The organism is Micromonospora sediminicola, from assembly GCF_900089585.1.
Taxonomy (GTDB): Bacteria; Actinomycetota; Actinomycetes; order Mycobacteriales; family Micromonosporaceae; genus Micromonospora; species Micromonospora sediminicola.
In genome coordinates this window covers 12,393-36,511 of sequence record NZ_FLRH01000004.1, presented here as the reverse complement: position 1 = coordinate 36,511, position 24,119 = coordinate 12,393, and the positions used below count along the sequence as shown (strand labels likewise).

The 24,119-nt window shown below is 74.4% G+C and carries 20 protein-coding genes and 1 tRNA gene; 18 read left to right on the top strand and 3 right to left on the bottom strand.

Going from position 1 to position 24,119, the window contains the following annotated elements; all coding sequences use genetic code 11:
- Positions 1 to 10: 10 nt before the first annotated feature.
- Positions 11 to 985 (bottom strand): helix-turn-helix domain-containing protein, encoded by a 975-nt coding sequence (locus GA0070622_RS21575; RefSeq protein WP_091583717.1) that lies wholly within the window; start codon positions 983 to 985, stop codon positions 11 to 13.
- A 78-nt stretch (positions 986 to 1,063) separates the two neighbouring features.
- Here GA0070622_RS21575 and recN point away from each other — a divergent pair, with 78 nt between their 5' ends.
- The 9 genes from recN to GA0070622_RS21530 all read left to right on the top strand — a co-directional run bounded on the left by recN (position 1,064) and on the right by GA0070622_RS21530 (position 13,765).
- Entirely contained in the window at positions 1,064 to 2,821 is a 1,758-nt protein-coding gene (gene recN / locus GA0070622_RS21570) for a DNA repair protein RecN (RefSeq protein ID WP_091577868.1), read from the top strand.
- A gap of 118 nt (positions 2,822 to 2,939) precedes the next feature.
- Entirely contained in the window at positions 2,940 to 4,118 is a 1,179-nt protein-coding gene (gene steA / locus GA0070622_RS21565; protein ID WP_091583714.1) for a putative cytokinetic ring protein SteA, read from the top strand.
- Positions 4,119 to 4,146: 28 nt separating this feature from the next.
- Positions 4,147 to 5,088 carry a copper transporter gene (locus GA0070622_RS21560; protein ID WP_091577865.1) on the top strand — a complete coding sequence of 314 codons (942 nt, stop codon included), beginning with the start codon at positions 4,147 to 4,149 and terminating at the stop codon, positions 5,086 to 5,088.
- A 61-nt stretch (positions 5,089 to 5,149) separates the two neighbouring features.
- Positions 5,150 to 6,013, top strand: a complete 864-nt coding sequence (locus GA0070622_RS21555; RefSeq protein ID WP_091577863.1) for a hypothetical protein — start codon at positions 5,150 to 5,152, stop codon at positions 6,011 to 6,013.
- A 1-nt stretch (position 6,014) separates the two neighbouring features.
- Positions 6,015 to 7,712 carry a murein biosynthesis integral membrane protein MurJ gene (gene murJ, locus GA0070622_RS21550; RefSeq protein WP_091577860.1) on the top strand — a complete coding sequence of 566 codons (1,698 nt, stop codon included), beginning with the start codon at positions 6,015 to 6,017 and terminating at the stop codon, positions 7,710 to 7,712.
- The gene (locus tag GA0070622_RS21545; protein ID WP_091577857.1) at positions 7,709 to 8,842 is read left to right on the top strand and encodes a glycosyltransferase family 4 protein; all 1,134 of its coding nucleotides are present in this window, start codon (positions 7,709 to 7,711) and stop codon (positions 8,840 to 8,842) included. The genes murJ and GA0070622_RS21545 overlap by 4 nt, the downstream gene beginning before the upstream one ends.
- Positions 8,842 to 11,259, top strand: a complete 2,418-nt coding sequence (locus GA0070622_RS21540; protein ID WP_091577855.1) for a hypothetical protein — start codon at positions 8,842 to 8,844, stop codon at positions 11,257 to 11,259. The genes GA0070622_RS21545 and GA0070622_RS21540 overlap by 1 nt, the downstream gene beginning before the upstream one ends.
- A gap of 173 nt (positions 11,260 to 11,432) precedes the next feature.
- Positions 11,433 to 13,163 (top strand): CTP synthase, encoded by a 1,731-nt coding sequence (locus GA0070622_RS21535; RefSeq protein WP_091577853.1) that lies wholly within the window; start codon positions 11,433 to 11,435, stop codon positions 13,161 to 13,163.
- Positions 13,160 to 13,765, top strand: coding sequence for an NUDIX domain-containing protein (locus GA0070622_RS21530; RefSeq protein ID WP_091577850.1), 606 nt, complete (start codon positions 13,160 to 13,162; stop codon positions 13,763 to 13,765). The genes GA0070622_RS21535 and GA0070622_RS21530 overlap by 4 nt, the downstream gene beginning before the upstream one ends.
- A 67-nt stretch (positions 13,766 to 13,832) precedes the next feature.
- Here the strand turns inward: GA0070622_RS21530 and GA0070622_RS21525 are convergent, their stop codons facing one another.
- Positions 13,833 to 14,186, bottom strand: a complete 354-nt coding sequence (locus GA0070622_RS21525) for a TM2 domain-containing protein (protein ID WP_091577847.1) — start codon at positions 14,184 to 14,186, stop codon at positions 13,833 to 13,835.
- Between the two features lie 188 nt (positions 14,187 to 14,374).
- Between GA0070622_RS21525 and ald the strand changes: the two genes are divergently transcribed.
- The 9 genes from ald (at position 14,375) to GA0070622_RS21480 (ending at position 22,953) form a co-directional block, all read left to right on the top strand.
- The gene (gene ald, locus GA0070622_RS21520; protein WP_091577845.1) at positions 14,375 to 15,490 is read left to right on the top strand and encodes an alanine dehydrogenase; all 1,116 of its coding nucleotides are present in this window, start codon (positions 14,375 to 14,377) and stop codon (positions 15,488 to 15,490) included.
- Between the two features lie 11 nt (positions 15,491 to 15,501).
- Positions 15,502 to 16,476, top strand: a complete 975-nt coding sequence (locus tag GA0070622_RS21515; protein ID WP_091577843.1) for a site-specific tyrosine recombinase XerD — start codon at positions 15,502 to 15,504, stop codon at positions 16,474 to 16,476.
- A gap of 166 nt (positions 16,477 to 16,642) precedes the next feature.
- Positions 16,643 to 17,566 carry a ParA family protein gene (locus GA0070622_RS21510; protein ID WP_013285595.1) on the top strand — a complete coding sequence of 308 codons (924 nt, stop codon included), beginning with the start codon at positions 16,643 to 16,645 and terminating at the stop codon, positions 17,564 to 17,566.
- Positions 17,567 to 17,607: 41 nt separating this feature from the next.
- Complete coding sequence (locus GA0070622_RS21505) at positions 17,608 to 18,642, top strand: segregation and condensation protein A (protein ID WP_091577840.1); 1,035 nt, start codon at positions 17,608 to 17,610, stop codon at positions 18,640 to 18,642.
- Positions 18,639 to 19,646: an SMC-Scp complex subunit ScpB gene (gene scpB, locus GA0070622_RS21500; protein ID WP_091577837.1), complete on the top strand. Its 1,008-nt coding sequence runs from the start codon at positions 18,639 to 18,641 to the stop codon at positions 19,644 to 19,646. Before GA0070622_RS21505 ends, scpB begins: the two co-directional genes overlap by 4 nt.
- Positions 19,633 to 20,403 carry a pseudouridine synthase gene (locus GA0070622_RS21495; protein ID WP_091577834.1) on the top strand — a complete coding sequence of 257 codons (771 nt, stop codon included), beginning with the start codon at positions 19,633 to 19,635 and terminating at the stop codon, positions 20,401 to 20,403. The genes scpB and GA0070622_RS21495 overlap by 14 nt, the downstream gene beginning before the upstream one ends.
- 174 nt (positions 20,404 to 20,577) lie before the next feature.
- Entirely contained in the window at positions 20,578 to 21,258 is a 681-nt protein-coding gene (gene cmk, locus GA0070622_RS21490) for a (d)CMP kinase (RefSeq protein ID WP_091577832.1), read from the top strand.
- A gap of 85 nt (positions 21,259 to 21,343) precedes the next feature.
- On the top strand, positions 21,344 to 22,726 hold the full coding sequence (gene der, locus GA0070622_RS21485; protein WP_091583711.1) for a ribosome biogenesis GTPase Der: 1,383 nt from the start codon (positions 21,344 to 21,346) through the stop codon (positions 22,724 to 22,726).
- Between the two features lie 153 nt (positions 22,727 to 22,879).
- Positions 22,880 to 22,953 (top strand) — tRNA-Pro (locus GA0070622_RS21480).
- A 26-nt stretch (positions 22,954 to 22,979) separates the two neighbouring features.
- Here GA0070622_RS21480 and GA0070622_RS21475 read toward each other — a convergent pair.
- The gene (locus GA0070622_RS21475) at positions 22,980 to 24,005 is read right to left on the bottom strand and encodes a tyrosine-type recombinase/integrase (protein WP_245666941.1); all 1,026 of its coding nucleotides are present in this window, start codon (positions 24,003 to 24,005) and stop codon (positions 22,980 to 22,982) included.
- Positions 24,006 to 24,119 lie beyond the last annotated feature (114 nt).

Below are 24,119 nucleotides of genomic sequence, written 5' to 3'. Positions count from 1 at the left end.
CCGACCCCGGTCAGATCCAGCCCCGGCGGGCGGCCTGGAAGGCCAGCCCGGGGCGGGTGTCCACGCCGGCGGCGGTCATCAGGTCGGCCAGCCGCCGCTGCACGGTGCGCCGGCTCACCCCGAGCTGGGAGGCGATCGACTTGTCCGGGACGCCGGCCACGAACAGCGACAGCAGCCGCACCTCGTCGTCGTCGGGCTGGTAACCGGCGCCGTCGCGGTCGGCGGAGGCGCCCAGCGGGGTGGCCATCAACCAGTGGCTCTCGAAGAGCGCGACCAGCGCGTCCAGCAGTTGGCTGCGGCCGATCACCGCGGCGGTGGGCTCGCCGCCGTCGCGGTCCGGGACCAGCGGGCAGATCGCGGTCCGGCCGTCCACCACGGCCAGCCGGACCGGCAGCCGGTCGAGCACCCGGGCCTGTTCGCCGGCGCGTACGCCGCGCTCGACGTCGGCCAGCGCGCCGGGTTCGAGCAGCATCGCCCGTTCGTAGATGGCCCGGTAGCGCACGCCCCGGGCCAGCGCGTCGAACTCCTCGACGTTCTCCGGGCCGGGCATCGCCAGCGGGTTGGCGCGGCAGAACCAGAGCACCTCGTCGCGCGCGCCGTCCTGCAGGTCGCGCAGGCGTTCCCGCAGCGCCCGCGCGCCGGTGACCACCTCGACCAGGTGTGCCGCGTCGTGGCGGCGCATCCCGGCCCGGTAGTCCTCGGCCAGCTGCGTCACCGCGGCGCGGGCCGCCTCCAGCGCGGACTGGCGGCGCAGCAGCGCCTCACCGAGCGGGACGTCCGGGGCCAGCGGCCGCAGCGGCGCGTCCGGCCCCGGGCCGGTGGGCAGCACCAGGCCCTTGTCCCGCAACGTGTCCAGCCGGGCAGCGACCTCGGCGCGGGGGCGCCCCAGCCGCTCGGCCAGCTCCTCGACCCGGGCCGTGCTCGCCTGGACCAGGCTGCGGTAGAGCTGCTCCTCGCCCGGGGTCAGACCGATCTCCTCCAGCACGGGCCAGAACTGTACGGCGTCCACAGGCCACCGTGCCGGCTGGTCAACTGTCACACGGCGGGGCTACTGTCGGGTGCTGTGCTGGAAGAGCTGCGCATCACCGGACTGGGCGTCATCGAGGACACCACGCTGCCGTTGGCCGGGGGGATGAACGTCATCACCGGCGAGACCGGCGCCGGCAAGACGATGGTGGTGACCGGCCTCGGCCTGCTCTTCGGTGGCCGGGCCGACGCCGGCCGGGTGCGCGCCCAGCCGGGCCGCGCGGTGGTCGAGGGGCGGCTGCGCCTGCGCGGGCGGGTGGCCGAGGCGGTGCACGCCCGGATCATCGACGCCGGCGGCGAGCCCGACGAGGACGGCTCGTTGCTGCTGAGCCGCACGGTCACCGTCGAGGGCCGCTCCCGCGCCCACCTGGGCGGGCGCAGCATGCCCGTGTCGACGTTGGGTGAGGTCGGCGAGCAGGTGCTGGCGGTGCACGGGCAGTCCGACCAGCTGCGGCTGCTGCGCCCGGCCGAGCAGCGGGCCGCGCTGGACCGGTTCGCCGGCCCGGAGCACGAGAAGCTGCTCGACGCGTTGCGCGAGACGTACGGCCGGTGGCGGACGGTGGTCGACGACCTGGCCGACCGGCGGCGCAACGCCAGAGAGCGCAACCAGGAGGCCGACCTGCTGCGGCTGGGCCTCGACGAGATCACCCGGGTCGACCCGCAGCCGGGGGAGGACGACGAGCTGAAGGCGGAGGCGCAGCGGCTGGAGCACGCCGAGGGGCTGCGCACCGCGGCGCAGGTGGCGCAGCAGTGCGTGGCCGGCGGCGTGGAGGCCACCGACGAGGCGCCGGACGCGACCGCGCTGCTCGGCACCGCCCGGCGCACGCTGGAGGCGCAGGCCGGCACCGACCCGGCGCTGGGTGAGCTGGCGGCCCGGCTGGAGGAGGCCGCGACGCTGGTCACCGACGTGTCCGCCGAGCTGTCCACCTACCTGGCTGCGCTGGACGCCGATCCGGCCCGCCTGCAGACCATCTACGAGCGGCGGGCCGCGCTGCGCGCGCTCACCCGCAAGTACGCCGACGACGTCGACGGGGTGGTGGCCTGGGCCGAGCGGGCCCGGACCCGGCTGTCCGACCTGGACACCTCCGACGAGCTGCTGGACGAGCTGGACCGCGAGGCGTCCCGGCTGGCCGGTGAGGTGGCCGACCTCGCCGGGCGGGTCTCCGCGTCCCGGCACGAGGCCGCGGTCCGCTTCGCCGAACAGGTCACCGTCGAGCTGGCGGGGCTGGCCATGCCGCACGCGCGGATCGAGGTGGCGGTACTGTCCCGGCCGGCCGGGCGGTCCGAGCCGAGCCTGCCGGTCAACGGCGTCGAGGCGGGCGTCGGCGCGGACGGCGCCGACGAGGTCGAGCTGCGGCTGCTCGCCCACCCGGGCGCGCCGGCGCTGCCGTTGCAGCGGGGCGCGTCCGGCGGTGAGCTGTCCCGGGTGATGCTGGCCATCGAGGTGGTGTTCGCCGGTTCCGGCGGCCCGCCCACGCTGGTCTTCGACGAGGTCGACGCCGGGGTCGGCGGCCAGGCCGCGGTGGAGATCGGCCGCCGGCTGGCCCGGCTGGCCCGCAGCCACCAGGTGCTCGTGGTCACCCACCTGCCGCAGGTCGCCGCGTTCGCCGACCGGCACCTGGTGGTGGCGAAGGACACCGGCGGCGCGGTGACCACGAGCGGCGTGCGGGTGGTGGAGGACACCGAGCGGGCCCGCGAGCTGGCCCGGATGCTCGCCGGTTTGCCGGATTCCGATCTGGGTATCGCTCATGCCGAGGAACTCCTGGCCGTGGCGGCCAAGGAAAGGCGTCCGTGATGCCCCGATTGTGAGCGCAAGCACACCGGGGCGCGTCCCGGTGTGCTTCCCTGGGTAGGCGGCCCTGCTCAGGCATGTCGCGACAGCATTACCTGCCCCACATGCCAGGATGGTCACGATGCGTCTACCCACACTGCGCCGGACCCGGAACGCGGAACCGGGCTCGATCCTCGGCACCGCGCGCCTCGACCGCCGGACGAAACGGCTGGTCGGTCGCCTGCGCCCCGGTGACATCGCGGTCATCGACCACGTCGACCTGGACCGGGTGGCGGCCGACTCGCTCGTCGCGGTGGGGGTCGCCGCGGTGCTCAACGCCAAGCCGTCGGTCTCCGGCCGCTATCCCAACCTCGGCCCCGAGGTGCTGGTGGCGGCCGGCATCCCGCTGCTCGACGACCTCGGGGAGAGCGTCTTCGAGCAGGTACGCGAGGGTGACCTGGTGCGGATCGAGGGCAACACCGTCTTCGTCGGCGACGAACCGGTCGCGCACGGCGCGCTGCAGGACGCCGAGACCGTGGCCAAGTCGATGGCCGACGCCCGGGAGGGCCTGTCGGTGCAGTTGGAGGCGTTCGCCGCCAACACGATGGACTACCTCAGGCAGGAACGCGACCTGCTGCTCGACGGCGTCGGCGTGCCGGAGATCCAGACCCAGATCCAGGGCCGGCACTGCCTGATCGTGGTCCGCGGCTACGACTACAAGGCCGACCTGGACGTGCTGCGGCCCTACATCCGCGAGTTCAAGCCGGTGCTGATCGGCGTCGACGGCGGGGCTGACGCGCTGGTCGAGGCGGGCTACACCCCCGACATGATCATCGGCGACATGGACTCGGTCACCGACGACGTGCTGCGCTGCGGCGCCGAGGTGATCGTGCACGCCTACCCGGACGGGCGGGCCCCGGGGCTGCCCCGGGTCAACGGCCTGGGCGTCCCCGCGATCACGTTCCCGGCGGCGGCCACCAGCGAGGACCTGGCCATGCTGCTGGCCGACGAGAAGGGCGCCTCGCTGCTGGTGGCCGTCGGCACCCACGCCACCCTGGTGGAGTTCCTCGACAAGGGCCGTGGCGGCATGGCGTCGACGTTCCTGACCCGGTTGAAGGTGGGCGGCAAGCTGGTCGACGCCAAGGGGGTCAGCCGGCTCTACCGGCAGAGCATCTCCGGTTCGTCGCTGCTGCTGCTGGTCCTCTCGGCGGTGGCCGCGATGGCCTCCGCGGTGGCGGTATCCACCGTCGGGAAGGCGTATTTGGGCGTGGTCTCCGAATGGTGGGACAATTTCGTGTTCCAGCTCGGCCAGCTCTTCTAGCTCCCCCGACGATCAAGAGGCTGCAAGCGTGATCAACTTCCGCTACCACGTGGTGTCCCTGACCGCGGTCTTCCTCGCGCTGGCGATCGGCCTGGTGGTCGGCACGGCCGCCCTCAACGGGCCGGTCGCCGACTCGCTCCGGGAGAACGTCAACGGCCTGCGCAAGGACAACTCGCTGATGCGCCAGTCGGTCAACAGCATGCAGAAGCAGCTGGAGACCGAGGAGGACTTCGCCGCCGAGATGGCGCAGCTCGTCCTGCCCGGCAAGCTCAGCGGCCGCCGGGTGCTGGTGCTCACCCTGCCCAGCGGGCGGGACCAGACCGAGGGCGTGCTGAAGATGCTGGCGACCGCCGGCGCCGACGTCACCGGCCGCGTCGACCTCCAGGACAAGTTCATCAACCCGGACAGCAACAACAACCTGCTGGAGCTGGCGGTCACCGCCGCCCGCCCGAACAGCGCGCCCACCGCCAACCTGCCCGGCAACGGGCACGGCGTGGAGACCTCCAGCGCGCTGCTGGCCAACGTCCTGGTGGACCGGCCGGCGGGCAGCGCGCCGGTCAGCGAGGCCGACCGGCGCGGCGTGCTCGAGAAGTACGCCACCGCCGGCTACCTCACCCCGGAGGACAAGATCTCCGGCGCCGCCGAGGCCGTCGTGCTGGTCACCGGCCAGCCGTACGTGGACAAGGACTCGGCGAAGAAGGACGAGTCGGTGGTCAAGATCGCCGAGCAGTTCGACCGGGCGGGGGTGCTCGTGGTCGCCGGCATGGGCTCCACCGGCGGCAACCTGGTCGCGGTGGTCCGCGGCGACCCGGTGCTGTCGCAGACCATCTCCACCGTCGACAACGCCAACACCGTGCAGGGCCAGCTGGTCACCAGCCTCGCCCTGGCGCAGCAGCTGGCCGAGAAGAAGACCGGCCAGTACGGCGTGGGCGACAACGCCACCGGCCTGCTGCCTAAACTGCCCCAGTGAACGCGCCCGGGCCGTCCGGTCCGTGCCGCGCCGCGTTCGGAGTCCGGATCGGAGGGGTCGCGTGAGACTGGGTCGGCTGCTGGCCGTGGGCGCGGGGGTGCTGACCGCCCGCTACGTGCTGCGCGAGGTGCGGATGTCGCCGAGCGCGCCCGCGCTGGAGCGCACCAACTACCGGGGCCGCACCGTGACCCTGGCCGCCGGTCCGGCACTGGCCGTCGGCGCCGCCACCGCGGGCGCGCTCGGCGCCGGCAGCGCGCCGGCCGGCGCGGCCGCCCTGCTCGCCGGAGTCGGCGCGGGCGCGGTCGGGCTCTACGACGACGTGGTCGGCGCCCGCCCGGAACAGAAGGCCGCCAAGGGGTTCGCCGGGCACCTCGCCGCGCTGCGCGAGGGGCAGGTCACCGCCGGGCTGGTCAAGGTCGCCGGGGTGGGCGCGGCCGGGCTCGGCGCCGCGGCGCTGCTCGCCGCCGACCGGCGGGTCGCCGCCCACCCGCGCCGGCAGCGGGCCGGCACGCTCGGGCGCGGGCTCGACGTGCTGCTCGGCGCCGGCGTGGTGGCCGGCACCGCCAACCTGGTCAACCTGCTCGACCTGCGCCCCGGCCGGGCGCTGAAGTCCGGCATGCTGCTCGGCGCGCCGCTGTCCACCGGCCCCTACGGCGGCATCGCGGCGGGCGCCGTCGGCGCCGCCGCCGGCCTGGTCCGGGAGGACCTGGACGAGCGGGTGATGCTCGGCGACAGCGGCGCCAACGCGCTCGGCGCGGTGCTCGGGGTCAGCCTCGCCGCGCGTACCGGGCCGCTCGGGCGCGCCGCCGTGCTGGCCGTGCTCGCCGCGCTGACCGCGGCCAGCGAGAAGGTCAGCTTCACCCAGGTGATCCAGCGGACCCCGGGGCTGCGACACCTCGACGAGCTGGGCCGGCTCGCCGACTGACGTGACGAAACCGGCACCCCTCGCCGCCGCCGGCCGCGTCGCCGGCGCGGCCGCCCTCATCGCCGTCCTCACCGTGGTCAGCCGGCTCGCCGGGTTCGGCCGCACCGCCGTGTTCACCTGGTCGCTGGCCCCCACCGACCTCGGTGGCGCCTACCTGGTGGCGAACTACGTCCCGAACTTCATCTTCGAGATCGTCGCCGGCGGGGCGCTGGCCAGCCTCGTCGTACCGCTGCTGGCCGGCGCGGTCGAGGCGGGTGACCGGCGGGTGGTGGCCGCCACCACCGGCGCGCTGCTGACCTGGACGCTGAGCCTGCTGATGCCGCTGGCGGTGCTGGTGGCGCTGTTCGCCGACCCGCTGATGGGCCTGCTCGGGCACGGCCTGGGCGAGGTCCGGCAGGCCTCCGGCGCGCGGATGCTGCGGGTCTTCGCTCCGCAGCTGCCGCTCTACGGCGTGGGGATCGTGCTCACCGGCGTGCTCCAGGCGCACCGGCGGTTCGCCTGGCCGGTCATCGCGCCGCTGCTGTCCAGCCTCACGGTCATCGCGGTCTACCTCGGTTTCACCGCCGTCGAGGGCCGGCTGGCCACCATCGGCGCGGCCGGGCGCGGCGGCGAGCTGCTGCTCTCCGGCGGCACCACGCTCGGCGTGGTCGTGCTGTCGCTGTCCCTGTTGATCCCGCTGCGCCGGCTGCGGCTGCCGATCCGGCCGGGCTACCGGTTCCCGGCCGACGCCCGGGCCCGGGTCGGCGGGCTGGTGGCCGCCGGCGTGGTCACCGTCGCCGCCCAGCAGATCGCGCTTGCCGTCACGCTCAACCAGGTCACCTACGGCCGGGTCGCCGACGTCGGCGTCTACAACCTGGCCCAGACGGTCTACTTCCTGCCCTGGGCGGTGCTGGCGGTGCCGCTCGCGGTCGCCGCGTACCCGACGCTGGTGGCGGCGCGGGCGAGCGGTGACGAACGGGCCTACCGGGAGACCCTCGCCCCGGCGGTGCGCGGGATCGTGCTGTTCAGCCTGCTCGGCGCCGCCGCGCTGGTCGGCACCGCGATCCCGGTCGGGCACTTCTTCTTCAGCGGCGCGCTCGACGCGCGGACCGCGGCGGTCGGGATCGCCGGTTTCGCTCCCGGCCTGCTCGGCTACGGCCTGTTCGCGGTGCTCACCCGGGCCCTCTACGCGCGGGGCGAGACCCGCGCGGCAAGCGTCGCCACCGCGGTGGGCTGGCTGAGCGTGCCCGCGCTCGCGGTCCTGCTCGGCCAGGCGCTGCCGCTGGCCGACCGGGTGCTCGCGGTGACGCTGGCCACCTCCGCCGGGATGGTGCTGCTCGGCGGCCTGTTGCTCGCCGCCGTGGGCCGGGCCGCCGGCCGGGAGGCGCTGGCCGGCGTCGGGCGGGCCGGGGCCGCCGGGCTGCTGGCCGCCGCCGTCGCCGCCGCCGGCGGAGTGGCCACCGCCCGGGGACTCGCCGGGCTCGGCGACGGGACCCCGACGACACTCGCGGCCCTCGCGCAGGGCATGCTGTCCGGGGTCGTGGTCGGTGTCCTGTTCCTCGCCGTCGCCTGGCTGACCGACGCCCGCGACCTGCGGCCGCTGCTCGCGGCCCTGGCCCGCCGGGTACGCCGGCGGCGCCCGGCCGACGGGGCCGACGGCCCGCGGACCGACCAGCACCCCGGCGAGCGGGGCGACGGAAAGGAGACCGTTTCCTCATGACGGACGCCTCGCCGGCACCGCGCTGGCCCGGGTCGGTCGCCCTGGTGCTCGCCTCCAGCACCGGCGGGGTGGGGCAGCACGTCCGCTCGGTCGCCCGAGGCCTGACCGAGGCCGGCGCCGCCGTGCTGGTCTGCGGCCCGGCCGCCACCCAGGACCAGTTCGACTTCACCGGGGCGGGCGCCCGGTTCACGCCGGTGGAGATCCCGGCCAGCCCCACCCCGGGCGACGCGCGCGCGGTCACCGCGCTGCGCCGGGCGCTCACGCAGACGCCGGTCGACGTGGTGCACGCGCACGGCCTGCGCGCCGGGCTGGTCGCCGCGCTCGCCCGCCCCGCCGCCCCGCTGGTGGTGACCTGGCACAACGCGGTGCTCGCCGGTGGGCTGCGCGGCACCGTGTCCCGGCTGGTGGAGCGGGTCGTCGCCCGCTCCGTCCGGGTCGCGCTGGGCGCCTCCGCCGACCTGGTCGAGCGGGCCGCCGCGCTGGGCGCCACCGACGCCCGCCTCGCGCCGGTCGCCGCGCCCGCGCTGCCCGCGCCGCGCCGCCGTCGCGCCGCCGTGCGGGCCGAGTTCGGGGTCACCGGGGACCGTCCGCTGATCCTCTCGGTGGGCCGGCTGCACCCGCAGAAGCGGTACGACGTGCTGATCGACGCGGCCGCCCGGTGGCGGACCCGGACCCCCGCCCCGGCGGTGGTGATCGCCGGCAGCGGGCCCGCCTACCTGCCGCTGGCCGCGCGGATCTCGGCCGCCCGGGCGCCGGTGACCCTGCTCGGGCACCGCACCGACGTGGCGGACCTGCTGGCCGGCGCCGACCTCGCCGTGGTCACCAGCGACTGGGAGGCTCGGCAGCTGTTCGCGCAGGAGGCGCTGCGGGCCGGCGTACCGCTGGTCGCGACCGCTGTCGGCGGCCTGCCGGAGCTGGTCGGCGACGCCGCGGTCCTGGTGCCGCCCGGTGACGTGGACGCCGTCGACGCGGCGGTGCGTGAGCTGCTCGACGACGCCCCGCGCCGGGCCGAGCTGAGCCGGCGCGGCGCGGCGCGGGCCGCGACCTGGCCCACCGAGGCCGACACCGTGGCCGCCCTCGCCGCCCTCTACGCGGAGCTGACGCCCCAGCACTCGACGGGGAACCGCTGATGCTGCGCCGACTCGTCCCGGTGCTGTTGACGCTGGTGGTGGTGGCGCTGGGCGTCACCGCGCTGGCGGCCCGCCCGGACGACGGCACGCCCCGGCGCAGCGCCGACTTCGTGGTGCTGGTCGGCGCCGCCGGTCTGCGCTGGGACGACGTCGACCCGCAGAACACCCCGACGCTGTGGCGGATGGCCGAGCAGGGCGCGATCGGCTCCCTCTCGGTGCGCTCCGCGCACCGCCCCACCTGCCCGGTCGACGGGTGGCTGACCCTGGGCGCCGGGAACTTCGCCGCCTGGAACGGCCCCCGGACCGGCGGCGGCTGCCCGGCCACCGGGGTGAGCGTCGAGCAGCCCGACCGGATCGGCGCCAACCTGCCCGACCAGGAGTCCGTCGTCGCGTACAACCAGGACAAGCTCGCCTGGGGCGCGACACCCGGGGCGCTGGCCGAGTCGGTGCGCTGCTCGGTGGCGGTCGGCCCGGGCGCCGCCGTGGCCGCAGCCCGGCCGTTCGGCCGGGTCGACCGGTACGCGCCGGCGCTGCCCGAGGACCCGGCGGAACTGCTCGGCTCCTGCGTGCTGAGCATCGTCGACGTGGGCACCGTCGACGACGACGACCCGGCCGTCCGCGCCGGTCAGGCGCGCCAGGCCGACGCCCGGCTGGCCCGGGTGCTCGCCGCCCGGCCGCCGAACTCGCTGGTGCTGGTCGCCGGCGTCTCCGACACCGACTCGCCGGCGCGGCTGCACGTCGCGGTCGCCGACGGTCCCGGCTGGGACGGCGGGTGGCTGACCTCCGCGAGCACCGCCCGGGCCGGCTACCTGCAACTGGTCGACCTGGCGCCGACCGCGCTCGCCGCGCTCGGCCGGCCGATGCCGGAACGGGCGTTCCTGGGTCGGCCCGCCGTGACGGTCGACGACCGGCCCGACGACCTGCGGACCGCGATCGAGGCGCCCGCCGACGCCGACCGGGAGGCCGCCGCCCAGCGGCGGGTCGCCGGCTGGTTCTTCACCCTGCTGGCCGCCGCCCAGCTGGCTCTCGCGGTGGCGGTGCTGCCGCTGCTGCGCCGGGCCCGCCGACTGGCCGGCCCGCACGGGCCCGCACCGGTGTCCCGGCGCGTGGTCGCCGTGGTGGAGCTGCTGCTGATCGCCGCCGCGCTGGCCGTGCCGGCGGCGTTGCTGGCCGACGCCGCGCCCTGGTGGCGTGGGCATCACGCCGGTTGGTGGTTCGCCTCGGTGACCGCCCTGCTCATCGTCGGCGGCACTGCGGCGGTCCGGTTCACCCCCGGGCACGACCGCACGCTCGGGCCGCTGGGCGCGGTCGCCGGGCTGGCCACGCTGGTGGTCGGCGTGGACGTGCTCACCGGCTCCCGGTTGCAGCTCAACGGCGTGGTCGGCTACTCCGCCCTGGAGGGCGGCCGGTACGCCGGGCTGGGCACGGTCGGGCTGGGTGTGTTCATCGCCGGGTCGCTGCTGTGCGGCGGCTGGCTGGCCCAACGCGTCCGGCGGGGCTGGCGGCCGTTCGTCATGGTCGCGGTCGGCGGCGTCGCGGTGGTGATCGTGGGCAGCCCCTATCTGGGCGCCGACTCGATCGGCGCGATCGCGCTCACCGCCGGCGTGAGCGTCGCCGCCGCGATCTGCACCGGCGGGTGGCTGACCGTGAGCCGCCTGGCCTGGGCCACCATGGCCGGGCTGGCCGTCACCATCGGGTTCGCGCTGGTCGACCTGGGCCGGCCGGCGGTGGAGCGGGGCAGCCTGGGCCGGTTCCTGGCCGCGCTCGGCGACGGCACCGGCGGGCTCACCGTGCACCGGTCCAGCACCTCCAACTTCCAGACGTTGGTGAACAGCCCGTTGACCGTGCTGGCCCTGGCCGGGGCGGCGTTGGTCTGGCTGGCCCTGCTCCAGCCCTGGGGTGGGCTGATGCGGCTGTTCGGCATCTACCCCGCGATCCGGGCGGCGATGGCCGGCACCGGCGTGGCGGCCGGCCTCGGCGGCGTGCTGGGCGGCTCGGCGCTGGACGTGGCCGGTGCGGCGGGGGCGCTGGTGGTGCCGATGGCGGCGCTGGCCGCGCTCCGGGTGCTCGACCACTCCACCGACCGCACCCGGCCCGACAGCGGCCGTCCCGGGGGTGAGGTCGGCGCGACCCCGTCCGGCGGTGGCCCGGCCGGCGGTGGCGCGGCCGGCGGTGGCGCGGCGTCGGGCGGCGTGTCGGGAGCTGGCGGCGCGTCGGCCGGTGGTGCCCCGTCCGACGGTGGCGAGGCGCCGTCAGGAGCCTCCGGCCCCGCCACTGACGTGGACCGGCCCGCCGGGTCCTCCGCGAGCGCGACGCGGGCCGCGGGCGGCTCACCGGCGGCGGGGGAGGAGCCCTCGGCCGGCCCCCGGGTGCCCACGCAGCCGACCGCGACCCCCACCGAGATCCCCGCCGGCTGACGCCCGTGGGGCGCGCCCCGGGCGGCGGATGCGGCCCCACGTGCACCGACAGCGGGTGCGACGCCGGCTCACCGTCCGGAAGGTGTTACCGTGGAATCCCGTGGATCGCGTGATCACTTGGCTGATCGGCACGGCGGTTCGCACGACCGCTACGGACGACACGGGAGCAGGCCTTGGCCCCTTCAGCACGGACGACCAGGCACATTTTCGTCACCGGGGGCGTCGCCTCCTCGCTGGGTAAGGGCCTCACCGCCTCCAGCCTCGGCAACCTGCTGACCGCGCGCGGGCTGCGCGTGGTGATGCAGAAGCTCGACCCGTACCTGAACGTCGATCCCGGCACGATGAACCCGTTCCAGCACGGCGAGGTCTTCGTCACCGAGGACGGCGCCGAGACCGACCTCGACGTCGGGCACTACGAGCGGTTCCTCGACCGGGACCTCTCCGGCAAGGCGAACGTCACCACCGGGCAGATCTACTCGGCGGTGATCGCCAAGGAGCGACGCGGCGAATACCTGGGCGACACCGTCCAGGTCATCCCGCACATCACCAACGAGATCAAGGCCCGGATCCTCGGCATGGCCGACCCGGACGCCGACGGCCAGGTCCCCGACGTGGTGATCACCGAGGTCGGTGGCACGGTCGGCGACATCGAGTCGCTGCCGTTCCTGGAGTCGATCCGGCAGATCCGCCACGACCTGGGCCGGGACAACTGCTTCTACCTGCACGTGTCGCTGGTGCCCTACCTGGCGCCCTCGGGCGAGCTGAAGACCAAGCCGACCCAGCACTCGGTGGCGCAGCTGCGCAGCATCGGCATCCAGCCCGACGCGCTGGTGCTGCGCTGCGACCGGGAGATCCCGGACAAGGTCAAGGAGAAGCTGTCGCTGTACTGCGACGTCGACCGGGAGGCGGTCACCGCCGCCCCGGACGCGCCGAGCATCTACGACATCCCGAAGGTGCTGCACCGCGAGGGCCTCGACGCGTACGTGGTGCGCCGGCTCGGCCTGTCGTTCCGCGACGTGGACTGGACCAGCTGGGACGACCTGCTGGAGCGGGTGCACCAGCCCCGCCACACGATCACCGTCGCGCTGGTCGGCAAGTACGTCGACCTGCCCGACGCGTACCTGTCGGTCAGCGAGGCGATCCGGGCCGCCGGGTTCGGCCACCGCGCCCGGGTGCAGCTCAAGTGGGTGCCCAGCGACGACTGCGTCACCCCGGCCGGGGCGGCCGCCGCGCTGGCCGGCGTCGACGGCATCGTCATCCCCGGCGGGTTCGGCGTGCGCGGCATCGAGGGCAAGGTCGGCACCGCCCGGTACGCCCGGGAGAACGGCGTTCCGCTGCTCGGCCTCTGCCTCGGCCTGCAGTGCATGACCATCGAGGTGGCCCGCCACCTGGCCGGCCTGGACGGCGCGAACTCCCTGGAGTTCGACGAGGAGGCCGTGCACCCGGTCATCGCCACCATGGCCGACCAGGAGGACATCGTCGCGGGCCGGGGCGATCTGGGCGGCACCATGCGGCTCGGGGCGTACCCGGCGAAGCTGGCCGAGGGTTCGATCGTCGCCGAGGCGTACGGCAGCACCGAGGTCAGCGAGCGGCACCGGCACCGCTACGAGGTGAACAACGCCTACCGCGACCAGCTCACCAAGGCCGGCCTGACCATCTCCGGCACCTCGCCCGATGGGCGGCTGGTCGAGTTCGTCGAGCTGGACCGCGAGCTGCACCCGTTCTTCGTGGCCACCCAGGCGCACCCGGAGCTGAAGAGCCGCCCGACCCGGCCGCACCCGCTGTTCGCCGCGTTCGTCGGCGCCGCGGTCGCGTACTCCGAGGCCGACCAGCTCCCGGTGGACCTGGACTGCACGGCGAAGAAGACCGGCCGCGGCGGCGCGGCGAAGGCGTCGGCCAAGTGAGCGGGGTGGAGCACCGGTACGAGGTGACCGCGCGCCGGGACGTCTGGTCCGGCCGGATCTTCTCGGTGGTCAGCGACGACGTGACCATGCCCGGGGGCGGCACCGCCGCTCGCGACTACGTCCGGCACGTGGGCGCGGTGGCCGTGGTGGCGCTCGACGACGTCGGCCAGGTGGTGCTGATCCGCCAGTACCGGCACCCGGTCGGCCGGCACCTGTGGGAGCTGCCGGCGGGTCTGATGGACGTCAGCGGGGAGGACCTGGCCGCCGCGGCGGCGCGGGAGCTGGCCGAGGAGGCCGACCTCACCGCGGGACGCGTCGACGTGCTGGTCGACCTGCACAGCTCGCCCGGTTTCTCCGACGAGGTGGTCCGGGTCTTCCTGGCCCGCGACCTCGGCGACGTGCCGGCCGAGCAGCGGCACGACCGGCACGACGAGGAGGCCGACCTGCAGGTGGTCCGCGTCGACCTCGACGAGGCGGTCCGGATGGTGCTCGCCGGCGAGATCACCAACGCGTCCTGCGTGGCCGGGCTGCTCGCCGCCGCCCGGGCGCGGGAGACCGGCTTCACCGAGCTGCGCCGCCCCGAGGCGCCGCTGCCGCGCTGATCCGGGACGGACGACGAAGGGGCCGCGCGGTGCGACGCACCGCGCGGCCCCTTCCGTGTGTCGACGCTCAGTCGCGCAGCGGGCGACCCTGCCCGTCGACGCCGCCGTTGACCAGGATCAGGATGCCGTCGATGGTGCCCCAGAGGGCGCCGAAGCCACAGGTCACGACGCTCACCACGAGCTGGAGGACGCCGGTCTTGGTGTCGCCCATGTAGAACCGCCCGGCGCCGAAGAAGCCGAGCAGGATGCCGAGGACGCCCGCGACGACCTTGCTCTTGTCCGAGACGCCCTGCGGGTACTGCTGGTAAGGAGTGGTCATGAGCGGACACCATAGTGATCCACTCGCGTCCTGTCCGCATCGGCACCCGCCGGTGGGAAGATATTTACCGAAGTCTGTCCTGTCGGCTGAGGTCGTCTCCACCGGGCAGCCCGGTCCACGCCTGACAGATCGTCAGCACCACCGGGCACCGGATGTCACTGTGTTGGCGTCCCCGGGCCTCCCACGCGCCTAGACTGCCGCCGGCGGGACCGGTGGACCGCGTCGGCAACGGAGCCGTCGCGGCGCCGTTCAGTCGGGGGTGAGCCGCCCCGGAGGAAGGTGTCTGCATCGTGAAGGTCGGAATCCCCCGCGAGGTCAAGAACCACGAGTACCGGGTGGCGATCACGCCCGCCGGCGTCAACGAGTTCACCCGCCACGGCCACGAGGTCTTCGTCGAGGCCGGCGCCGGGGTCGGCTCCAGCATCACCGACGACGAGTTCGCCGCCGCCGGCGCGAAGATCCTGGCCACCGCCGACGAGGTCTGGGAGACCGCCGAGCTGGTGCTCAAGGTCAAGGAGCCGATCGCCGAGGAGTACCACCGGATGCGCGAGGGGCAGGTGCTCTTCACCTACCTGCACCTGGCCGCCTCCCGCGAGTGCACCGACGCGCTCGTCGACCGCAAGGTCACCGGCATCGCGTACGAGACGGTCGAGCTGCCCGACCGTTCGCTGCCGCTGCTCGCCCCGATGTCCGAGGTGGCCGGCCGGCTCGCCCCGCAGGTGGGCGCCTTCTACATGATGCGCACCGGCGGCGGGCGGGGCGTGCTGCCCGGCGGCGTCTCCGGCGTGTACGCGGCCAAGACCGTGGTCATCGGCGCCGGCGTGTCCGGCCTGAACGCCGCCGCCATCGCCCTCGGCCTCCAGTCCGAGGTGCTGCTGCTGGACAAGAACGTGGCCCGGCTCCGCTCGGCCGACGCCATCTACCGCGGCCACCTGCAGACCGTCGCCTCCAACGCGTACGAGATCGAGCGGGCCGTGCTCGACGCGGACCTGGTCATCGGCGCGGTGCTGGTGCCCGGCGCGAAGGCCCCGAAGCTGATCTCCAACGAGCTGGTCTCCCGGATGAAGCCGGGCAGCGTGCTCGTCGACATCGCCATCGACCAGGGCGGCTGCTTCGAGGACTCGCGGCCGACCACGCACGCCGACCCGGTCTACAAGGTGCACGACTCGATCTTCTACTGCGTGGCGAACATGCCCGGCGCGGTGCCGAACACCAGCACCTACGCGCTGACCAACGTCACCCTGCCGTACGCCCTCGAACTGGCCAACCAGGGCTGGCAGCAGGCGCTGCGCAGCGACCCGGCGCTGGCGCTGGGCCTGAACACCCACGCCGGCAAGGTCGTCTACGGCCCGGTGGCGGAGGCGCACGGCATGGACGTGCTGCCGCTGGCCGAGGTGCTCAGCTGACCGACCCCACGGTGGACCGGGCCGGCGCGGAACCCGCGCCGGCCCTGCGCCGCGCGGTCCGGGGCTACCTGGACCACCTCACCGTCGAGCGTGGACTGTCCGCGAACACGCTCGCCTCGTACCGTCGGGACCTGGACCGCTACCTCGCCACCCTGGCCGACGTCGGGGTGACCGACCTGGCCGCCGCCGGCGCCACCCAGGTCGAGGCGCACCTGGCCCGGCTGCGCGCCGGCGACGACACGCACCCGCCGCTGGCCGTCTCGTCCACCGCCCGCGCCGCCAGCGCGGTGCGCGGCCTGCACCGCTTCGCGCTGCGCGAGGGTCTGGCCGGCGCCGACCCCGGCCGCGACGTCCGCCCGCCGACGCCGCCGCGGCGGCTGCCCCGGGCGCTGCCCGTCGACGCCGTCCTGCGGCTGCTGGAGGCCGCCGGTCCGGCCGGGGCCACCGGCGACGCCGCGCCCCGCGCGCTGCGCGACCGGGCGCTGCTGGAATTCCTGTACGGCACCGGCGCGCGCATCTCCGAGACGGTCGGCGCCGCCGTCGACGACCTCGACCTCGACGCCGGCACGGTGCTGCTGCGCGGCAAGGGCGGCAAGGCCCGGCTGGTGCCGATCGGCGGGTACGCCGCCGACGCGACCCGCGCCTGGCTGGTCCGCGGCCGCCCGGCGCTGCTCGCCGCCGGCCGGGGCACCCCGGCGCTGTTCGTCAACACCCGTGGCGGCCCGCTCACCCGGCAGGGCGCCTGGGGCGTGCTGCGCGCCGCCGCCGGCCGGGCCGGCCTGCCGGTCGACGGCCCGGACGCGGTCTCCCCGCACACCCTGCGCCACTCCTACGCCACCCACCTGCTCGACGGCGGCGCGGACGTGCGGGTGGTGCAGGAGCTGCTCGGCCACGCCTCGGTGACCACCACCCAGGTGTACACGTTGGTCACCGTGGAACGACTGCGCGAGGTGTACGCCACCGCGCACCCCCGCGCCCTCGCATGAGCGGCCGACACGCCGACCCGCTACCGAACGCGCTGCTGGCCGGTGGCGTACAGTCGGCATCGGCGCGGACCTCCAGGTACGACGGACCGGGGGGTGCGCAGCGGCGCCGCGAGGGACGTCGGACGGCTCCGACGCCGGGTGGTCGTCGGGAGGGGGCAACGAGGACATGGCAGGAAACGGTGACCGTGCCGAGACCTGGACGTCGGAGCTCCGTGAGCAGCAGGCGACGCTCGGCGCCGACCTCGGCCCCGCCGACCCGGCCGCCTACACCATGCGCAAGCCGATCCCCGAGCCGATGCCGACCGACCGGCACGGCCCGGCGCGGATCATCGCGATGGCCAACCAGAAGGGTGGCGTCGGCAAGACCACGACCACCATCAACCTGGGCGCCGCGCTCGCGGAGTACGGCCGCAAGGTGCTGCTCGTCGACTTCGACCCGCAGGGCGCCCTCTCCGTCGGCCTGGGCGTCAACCCGCACAACCTCGACCTCTCGGTCTACAACCTGCTCATGCAGGACGACGTCACCGCCGAGGACGTCCTGATCAAGACCGACGTGGCCGGGCTGCACCTGCTGCCGGCCAACATCGACCTCTCCGCCGCCGAGATCCAGCTGGTCAACGAGGTCGCCCGCGAGATGGCCCTGGCCCGGGTGCTGCGGACCATCCGCAAGGAGTACGACTTCATCCTGATCGACTGCCAGCCCTCGCTGGGGCTGCTGGCGATCAACGCGCTGACCGTCGCGCACGGCGTGCTCATCCCGCTGGAGTGCGAGTTCTTCAGCCTGCGCGGTGTCGCGCTGCTGCTGGACACCATCGACAAGGTGCGCGAGCGGCTCAACTTCGACCTGGAGCTCGAGGGCATCCTCGCCACCATGTACGACAGTCGCACCACCCACTGCCGGCAGGTGCTCCAGCGTGTGGTCGAGGCATTCGGCGACAAGGTCTACCAGACCGTGATCACCAAGACGGTGAAGTTCCCCGAGTCGACGGTGGCCGGCGCGCCCATCACCACCCTCGACCCGGCCTCCTCCGGCGCGCGCAACTACCGCCAGCTCGCCCGAGAGGTGATCGCCGCCCAGGCGGACCGGTAGGCCGCAGGCCGCCCGCCCACCGCGTCGACTACGGTTTCCCGGTGACCGCACCGCCCCTCGACCCGCCGCACGGCACCGGCGACCCCGCCGCCGCCGCGGAGCTGGCCGCCGAGGTCGACGGCGTGGTGCCCGCCAACCCGGAGACCAGTGGCTTCACGGTCCGGCTGGACAACTTCACCGGGCCGTTCGACCTGCTGCTCCAGCTGATCAGCAAGCACAAGCTGGACGTCACCGAGGTCGCCCTGCACAAGGTCACCGACGAGTTCATCGCCTACCTGCGAGCCATGGGCGACCAGTGGGACCTGGACGAGACCAGCGAGTTCCTGCTGGTCGCCGCCACTCTGCTCGACCTCAAGGCGGCCCGGCTGCTGCCCTCGGCCGAGGTGGAGGACGAGGAGGACCTGGCGCTGCTGGAGGCGCGGGACCTGCTCTTCGCCCGGCTGTTGCAGTACAAGGCGTACAAGGAGGCCGCCGCGCACATCGCCGAGCTGGAGGCGGTCGGCGGCCGGCGCTACCCGCGGGCGGTCACCCTGGAGCCCCGGTACGCCGAGGCGTTGCCCGACCTGGTGCTCGGTATCGGCCCGCAGCGCCTGCTCAAGCTCGCGCTGAAGGCGATGAGCCCGAAGCCGGTGCCCGAGGTGTCCATCGCGCACGTGCACATGGTCCGGGTCAGCGTCCGGGAGCACGCCGGCATCATCGCCGACCGGTTGCGCCGGGCCGGCGTCGCCACGTTCTCGCTGCTCTGCGCCGACTGCGAGATGACGCTGGAGGTGGTGGCGCGGTTCCTGGCGCTGCTGGAGCTGTACCGGCAGGGGCTGGTCGCGTTCGTGCAGGAGCAGGCGCTGGAGGAGTTGACGGTGCGCTGGACCGGCCCGGCCGAGGGGGAGGCCGAGCTGACCGTCGACGAGTACGCCGGCACCCCCGAATCCACGACCACGTCCACCCCCGCCGCGCCGGCCGACGGCGATGTCGCCGGCTCCGCCGCGCCGGGCGCCCCGGTCGTCGCCGCATCCGACGCCGTCTTGCCGACCGACGCCGCGGACGAACCCGCACCGACGCAGGAGTTAGAGGGATGAGCGACGAGGAACGCCACGACTCGCTGGCCGATCAGGCTGCTGCCTGGATCCCTCCCTGGCAGCGTCCGTCCGCGCCCCAGGCCGCGCCCGAGCCGGACGACTCCAGTTCGGCCGCCGAGCAGGCGGAACCCGAGATCTCGGACACTTCTGACTCGCCACGAACCGGGACCGCCCACGATCTCGACTCCGCCGCAGGGCCGTCCAGAGATCTTGGAAGCGAAGGGCCCCCAGAGGGGCCGATTCCTTCCAAGATCGCCGCAACCGGGTCGGATCTTGGTACGGGGGCGCCCCCGGAGGGGCGGGACCGTACCAAGATCTCTGGCGGAAGCGGGGCGGACGTCGGCACGTCCGAGCGGGACGCGGCGGACCAGGGGAGCGGGGAAGCGGCAACGGACGGCGTACCCCCGAAGCGGGGGCGGCGGCGGGCGGCGCCCGAGCCGGCGCCCGCGCCGGTGCTCGACGACGCGGAGCTGCGCGGCGCCCTGGAGGCCATCCTGCTGGTGGTCGACCAGCCGGTCAGCGAGCTGACCCTGGCCGAGGTCCTCGAACAGGCCCCGGAGCGCGTCGGCGCGATGCTCGACGAGATCGCCGCCGGCTACACCGCCGCCGGGCACGGGTTCGAGCTGCGCCGGGCCGCGGGTGGCTGGCGTCTCTACACCCGGCCGGAATACGCCACCTACGTGGAACGGTTCGTACTGGACGGGCAGTCGGTCCGGCTGACCCAGGCCGCGCTGGAAACTCTCGCCGTGGTCGCCTACCGGCAGCCGGTGACCCGTTCCCGCATCTCCGCCATCCGGGGTGTGAACTGCGACGGGGTGCTCCGTACCCTGGTGGGTCGCGGCCTGGTCGAGGAGTGCGGCACCGAAGCGGACAGCGGTGCGTTCCTCTACCGGACCACCACCATGTTCCTGGAGAAGCTGGGGCTCAACTCGGTGGACGACCTGCCGCCCCTGGCCCCGTTCCTTCCCGACGACGTAGAAGAGCTTGCCGATGCGACGCGATGACCGTGCCCCGAAGCCCGACGCCCCCGTCTACGAGAGCGCCGAGCGCCTGCAGAAGGTGCTCGCCGCCGCGGGGGTGGGTTCCCGCCGCGCCTGCGAGGACCTGATCTTCCGGCGCCGGGTCACCGTCAACGGGCGGGTGGCGCAGCTCGGCGACAAGGCCGACCCGACCCGCGACGTGATCGTCGTCGACGGGGAGCGGCTCCAGGCCGACGTCCGGCTGGTCTACGTGGCGATGAACAAGCCGCGCGGAGTGGTCACCACCATGGCCGACGAGAAGGGCCGCACCGAGCTCGCCGACTTCATCGGCGCGCGGCTGGAGCAGCGGGTCTACCACGTCGGCCGACTGGACGCCGACAGCGAGGGCCTGCTCCTGCTCACCAACGACGGCACCCTCGCCCACAAGCTCATGCACCCGTCGTACGAGGTGCTCAAGACCTACCTCGCCGAGGTGGCCGGGCCGATCCCGCGCAACCTGGGCAAGCGGCTGACCGCCGGCATCGAGCTGGAGGACGGGCCGGTGAAGGTCCACGGGTTCAGGGTGGTCGACACGCTGGGCAAAACCGCCCAGGTGGAGCTGACCCTGCACGAGGGGCGCAAGCACATCGTCCGGCGCCTGATGGCCGAGGCGGGACACCCGGTGTCCCGGCTGATCCGTACCTCGATCGGTCCGATCAAGCTCGGCGACCTGCGCACCGGGCGGCTGCGGCGGCTGACCAACGCGGAGGTCGCCGCCCTGTTCAAGGCCGTGGGTGACTGACCGGAGACGACCGGGGTACGGCTCCCGGTAGGCTTCGACGCGGTCCGCGGGCCGGCGCACGCGCCGCCCGGCGGGGCGCCCGCGCGGCGCGGGCATGATTGACGACGAAAGACATCCGCTCAACGGCGCCGGAGACACCGGCGACCCGCGAGGTACGGGCTGAGGAGGACAACGGTGGAGGAAAACGTACCGGCCGGGCGATGTGTGGTCGCTGTGGACGGGCCGTCCGGTTCGGGGAAGTCCACCGTGTCGCGGCGACTGGCGGTGAGCCTGGGCGCCCGCTACCTCGACACCGGTGCCATGTACCGGGCGCTGACCTGGGCGGTCCTGCGCTCCGGGGTGGAGCTGACCGACGCCGAGTCGGTGGCCAAGGTCGCCGGCGAGGCCGACCTGCGCCTCGGCACCGACCCCCAGGGGTACGCGGTGACCGTCGACGGCACCGACGTGTCCACCGACATCCGCGGCCCGGAGGTGACCGGCGCGGTCTCCGCGGTGGCCGCCGTGGGCGCGGTCCGCGAGCTGCTCGTGGAGCGGCAGCGGCGCATGATCGCCGAGGCGGGCCGGATCGTCGTGGAGGGCCGCGACATCGGCTCGGTGGTGGCGCCCGACGCCGACCTGAAGGTCTACCTGACCGCCTCCGAGACGGCCCGCGCCCAGCGGCGCAGCGCCGAGGACGCGGCCGACGTCGCGGCGACCGCCGCCGACCTGGCCCGCCGGGACCGGCTGGACTCGACCCGCAAGGTCAACCCGCTCCAGCAGGCCGCCGACGCGGTGGTGCTGGACACCACCGAGCTGGGCATCGACGAGGTCGTCGCCCGCCTGCGCCAGCTCCTCACCGAGCGGGGCGTGGCGTGAGCGCGAGGAGTGAGCGGGTTGTGCGAGCCCCGCAGTCGCGAACGAAGGGTGGCTCGGCGTGAGCGACGACGATTTCGGTGGCTGGGTGGAGCTGCGCGAGCCGGAGGTCGACTCCGGTGAGCCGACCGGCCCGCAGCCCGTGGTGGCCGTGGTCGGCCGCCCCAACGTGGGCAAGTCCACACTGGTCAACCGCATCATCGGCCGCCGGCAGGCGGTCGTGGAGGACATCCCCGGCGTGACCCGGGACCGGGTGCCCTACGACGCGCAGTGGAACGGCCGGGCGTTCACCGTGGTGGACACCGGCGGCTGGGAGCCCGACGCCAAGGACCGGGCCGCCGCCATCGCGGCGCAGGCCGAGATCGCCGTGGCCACCGCCGACGTGGTGCTGTTCGTGGTGGACGCCATGGTCGGCTCGACCGACGTGGACGAGGCCGCGGTGAAGATGCTGCGCCGCAGCGCCAAGCCGGTCATCCTGGTGGCCAACAAGGCCGACAACACCACCATCGAGATGGAGGCCACCTCGTTGTGGTCGCTCGGTCTCGGTGAGCCGTTCCCGGTCTCGGCGCTGCACGGCCGGGGCTCCGGCGACCTGCTCGACGCGATCCTGGACGCGCTGCCCGAGGCGCCGAAGATCGTGGAGAACCGCCCGCGTGGCCCGCGCCGGGTCGCCCTGGTGGGCCGACCCAACGTCGGCAAGTCCAGCCTGCTCAACCGGTTCTCCGGCGAGGAGCGCGCGGTGGTCGACTCGGTCGCCGGCACCACCGTCGACCCGGTGGACAGCCTGGCCGAGATCGGCGGCGAGACCTGGCAGCTGGTCGACACCGCCGGCCTGCGCAAGCGGGTCGGCAAGGCCAGCGGCACGGAATACTACGCCAGCCTGCGGACCGCCTCGGCGATCGAGGCCGCCGAGGTGGCCGTGGTGCTGCTGGACTCCAGCGAGGTGATCAGCGAGCAGGACCAGCGGATCCTCACCATGGTCGTGGAGTCCGGCCGGGCACTCGTCATCGCGTTCAACAAGTGGGACCTGGTCGACGGGGACCGGCGCTACTACCTGGACAAGGAGATCGACCGGGAGCTGCGCCGCATCCCCTGGGCGATCCGGCTGAACCTGTCCGCGCGCACCGGCCGCGCCGTCGACAAGCTCGCCCCCGCGCTGCGCAAGGCCCTCGCCAGCTGGGAGACCCGCATCCCGACCGCGCAGCTCAACCAGTGGCTCACCGCGCTGGTCCAGGCGACCCCGCACCCGGTACGCGGCGGGCGCGCGCCGCGCATCCTGTTCGCCACCCAGGCCGGGGTGGCGCCGCCGCGGTTCGTGCTGTTCACCACCGGTCCGCTGGACGCCGGCTACCAGCGGTTCGTGGAGCGCAAGCTGCGCGAGGAGTTCGGCTTCGAGGGCAGCCCGATCGACATCTCGGTACGCCCCCGCAAGAAGCTCGGCCCGGGCGGCCGGGGTAAGGCACACGGCTGATCCTCCCACCGTAGGTGGCCTGCCGGCCCTTCCCGGCAGGCCACCCTCCTAGGACGCTCTAGGGGGTGTGGCGCGGGAGGGGCCTGTGCGCACGGTGCGAAGATCCTGCGCTAAGCTGTACCGGCTGCTGCGGGGGAGACCGCGCGGGGGCATCGGGACGTGGCGCAGCTTGGTAGCGCACTTGACTGGGGGTCAAGGGGTCGTCGGTTCGAATCCGGCCGTCCCGACGCAGGTAGAAGGGCATTTCGCGCGATCATGCGATGCCCCGCTGGGGACCATTTGGGGACCTCAGGCCGGTGAGATGCGAAGACAGCGCCTCACCGGCGGCCCGGATCGACTGACGATCCGGATGCAGATACCGCTGAGTCGTCATCAGCGAGCCGTGACCGGCGATCTTCCGTAGGACATGCACCGGCACGCCGGCATCCGCCATCCAGGTCAGCCCGGTGTGCCGCAGGTCGTGCCGCCGCAGATACTCGAACCCCAGCGAGCCGACCACCTCGTCCCAGTGCGTCGCATCACGTAGCACCGCCGTGCTGATCCGGCCGCCGCGAGGGCCCACGAACAGTCGGCCGTCATCCGCCGTAAGCCGGTCGAGCTTCGCGGCCACCATCGGCCGCAGCTCGCCGATGATGGGCACCTGCCGCGCCCGCTTGCCCTTGGTGCCCTTGTCGACCAGGCCGCCCGGCCCGGTGGTGGTCTGCCGACGCACCGTCCACAGCCACGTGTCGCGGTCGATGTCGCCCTTGCGCACGCCGGACACCTCGCCGATGCGGGCCGCCGTGCCGGCCGCGAACATCACGACCTCACCCCAGCCCGGGTAGCGGCCGTGCGAGCGCTCGACCAGCGCCGCCGCCAGGGTGGCCAGCGCGGTCCAGTCCGGCAGCGCCAGGGAACGCGGGTTGTCCAACTCGTCCTCGGCCCGCTGGTACTCCCGCTGCCACCCGGTCAGCCGCGCCGGATTGCGGTCGATCAGACCGTCCCGCACCGCCTGCTCCAGGACCCGCACCAGGACGGCAAGGCTGTTCTTCACCGTCGACCGGCCACAGCCCTCGGCGATCCAGCCGTGCGCGGCCCGATCCACCGCACCATTGGTGATCAGCCGGACCGGCAGGTGGCCGAGCGTCGGCACGACCCGCCTACGCCACCCCGCCAAGTACGGGTCGAGCGTCTTGCCCTCCAGGCCGCGCAGGGCCAGGCGCATCACGCTCTCGCCGTACTGTGCCAGCCGCATCGATGCCGCGTCCGGGTCGACGCCGCCCCGCGCCGCGCGCTGCATGGTGCCCAGCCAGGCTTGCGCCTGCTCGGCGTCCGAGAACGCCTGCGACTTGGAGCGGCGTCGGCCGGACGCCGGATCGACCCACCGGACCCGGGCACGGTACGGGTTCGGCCG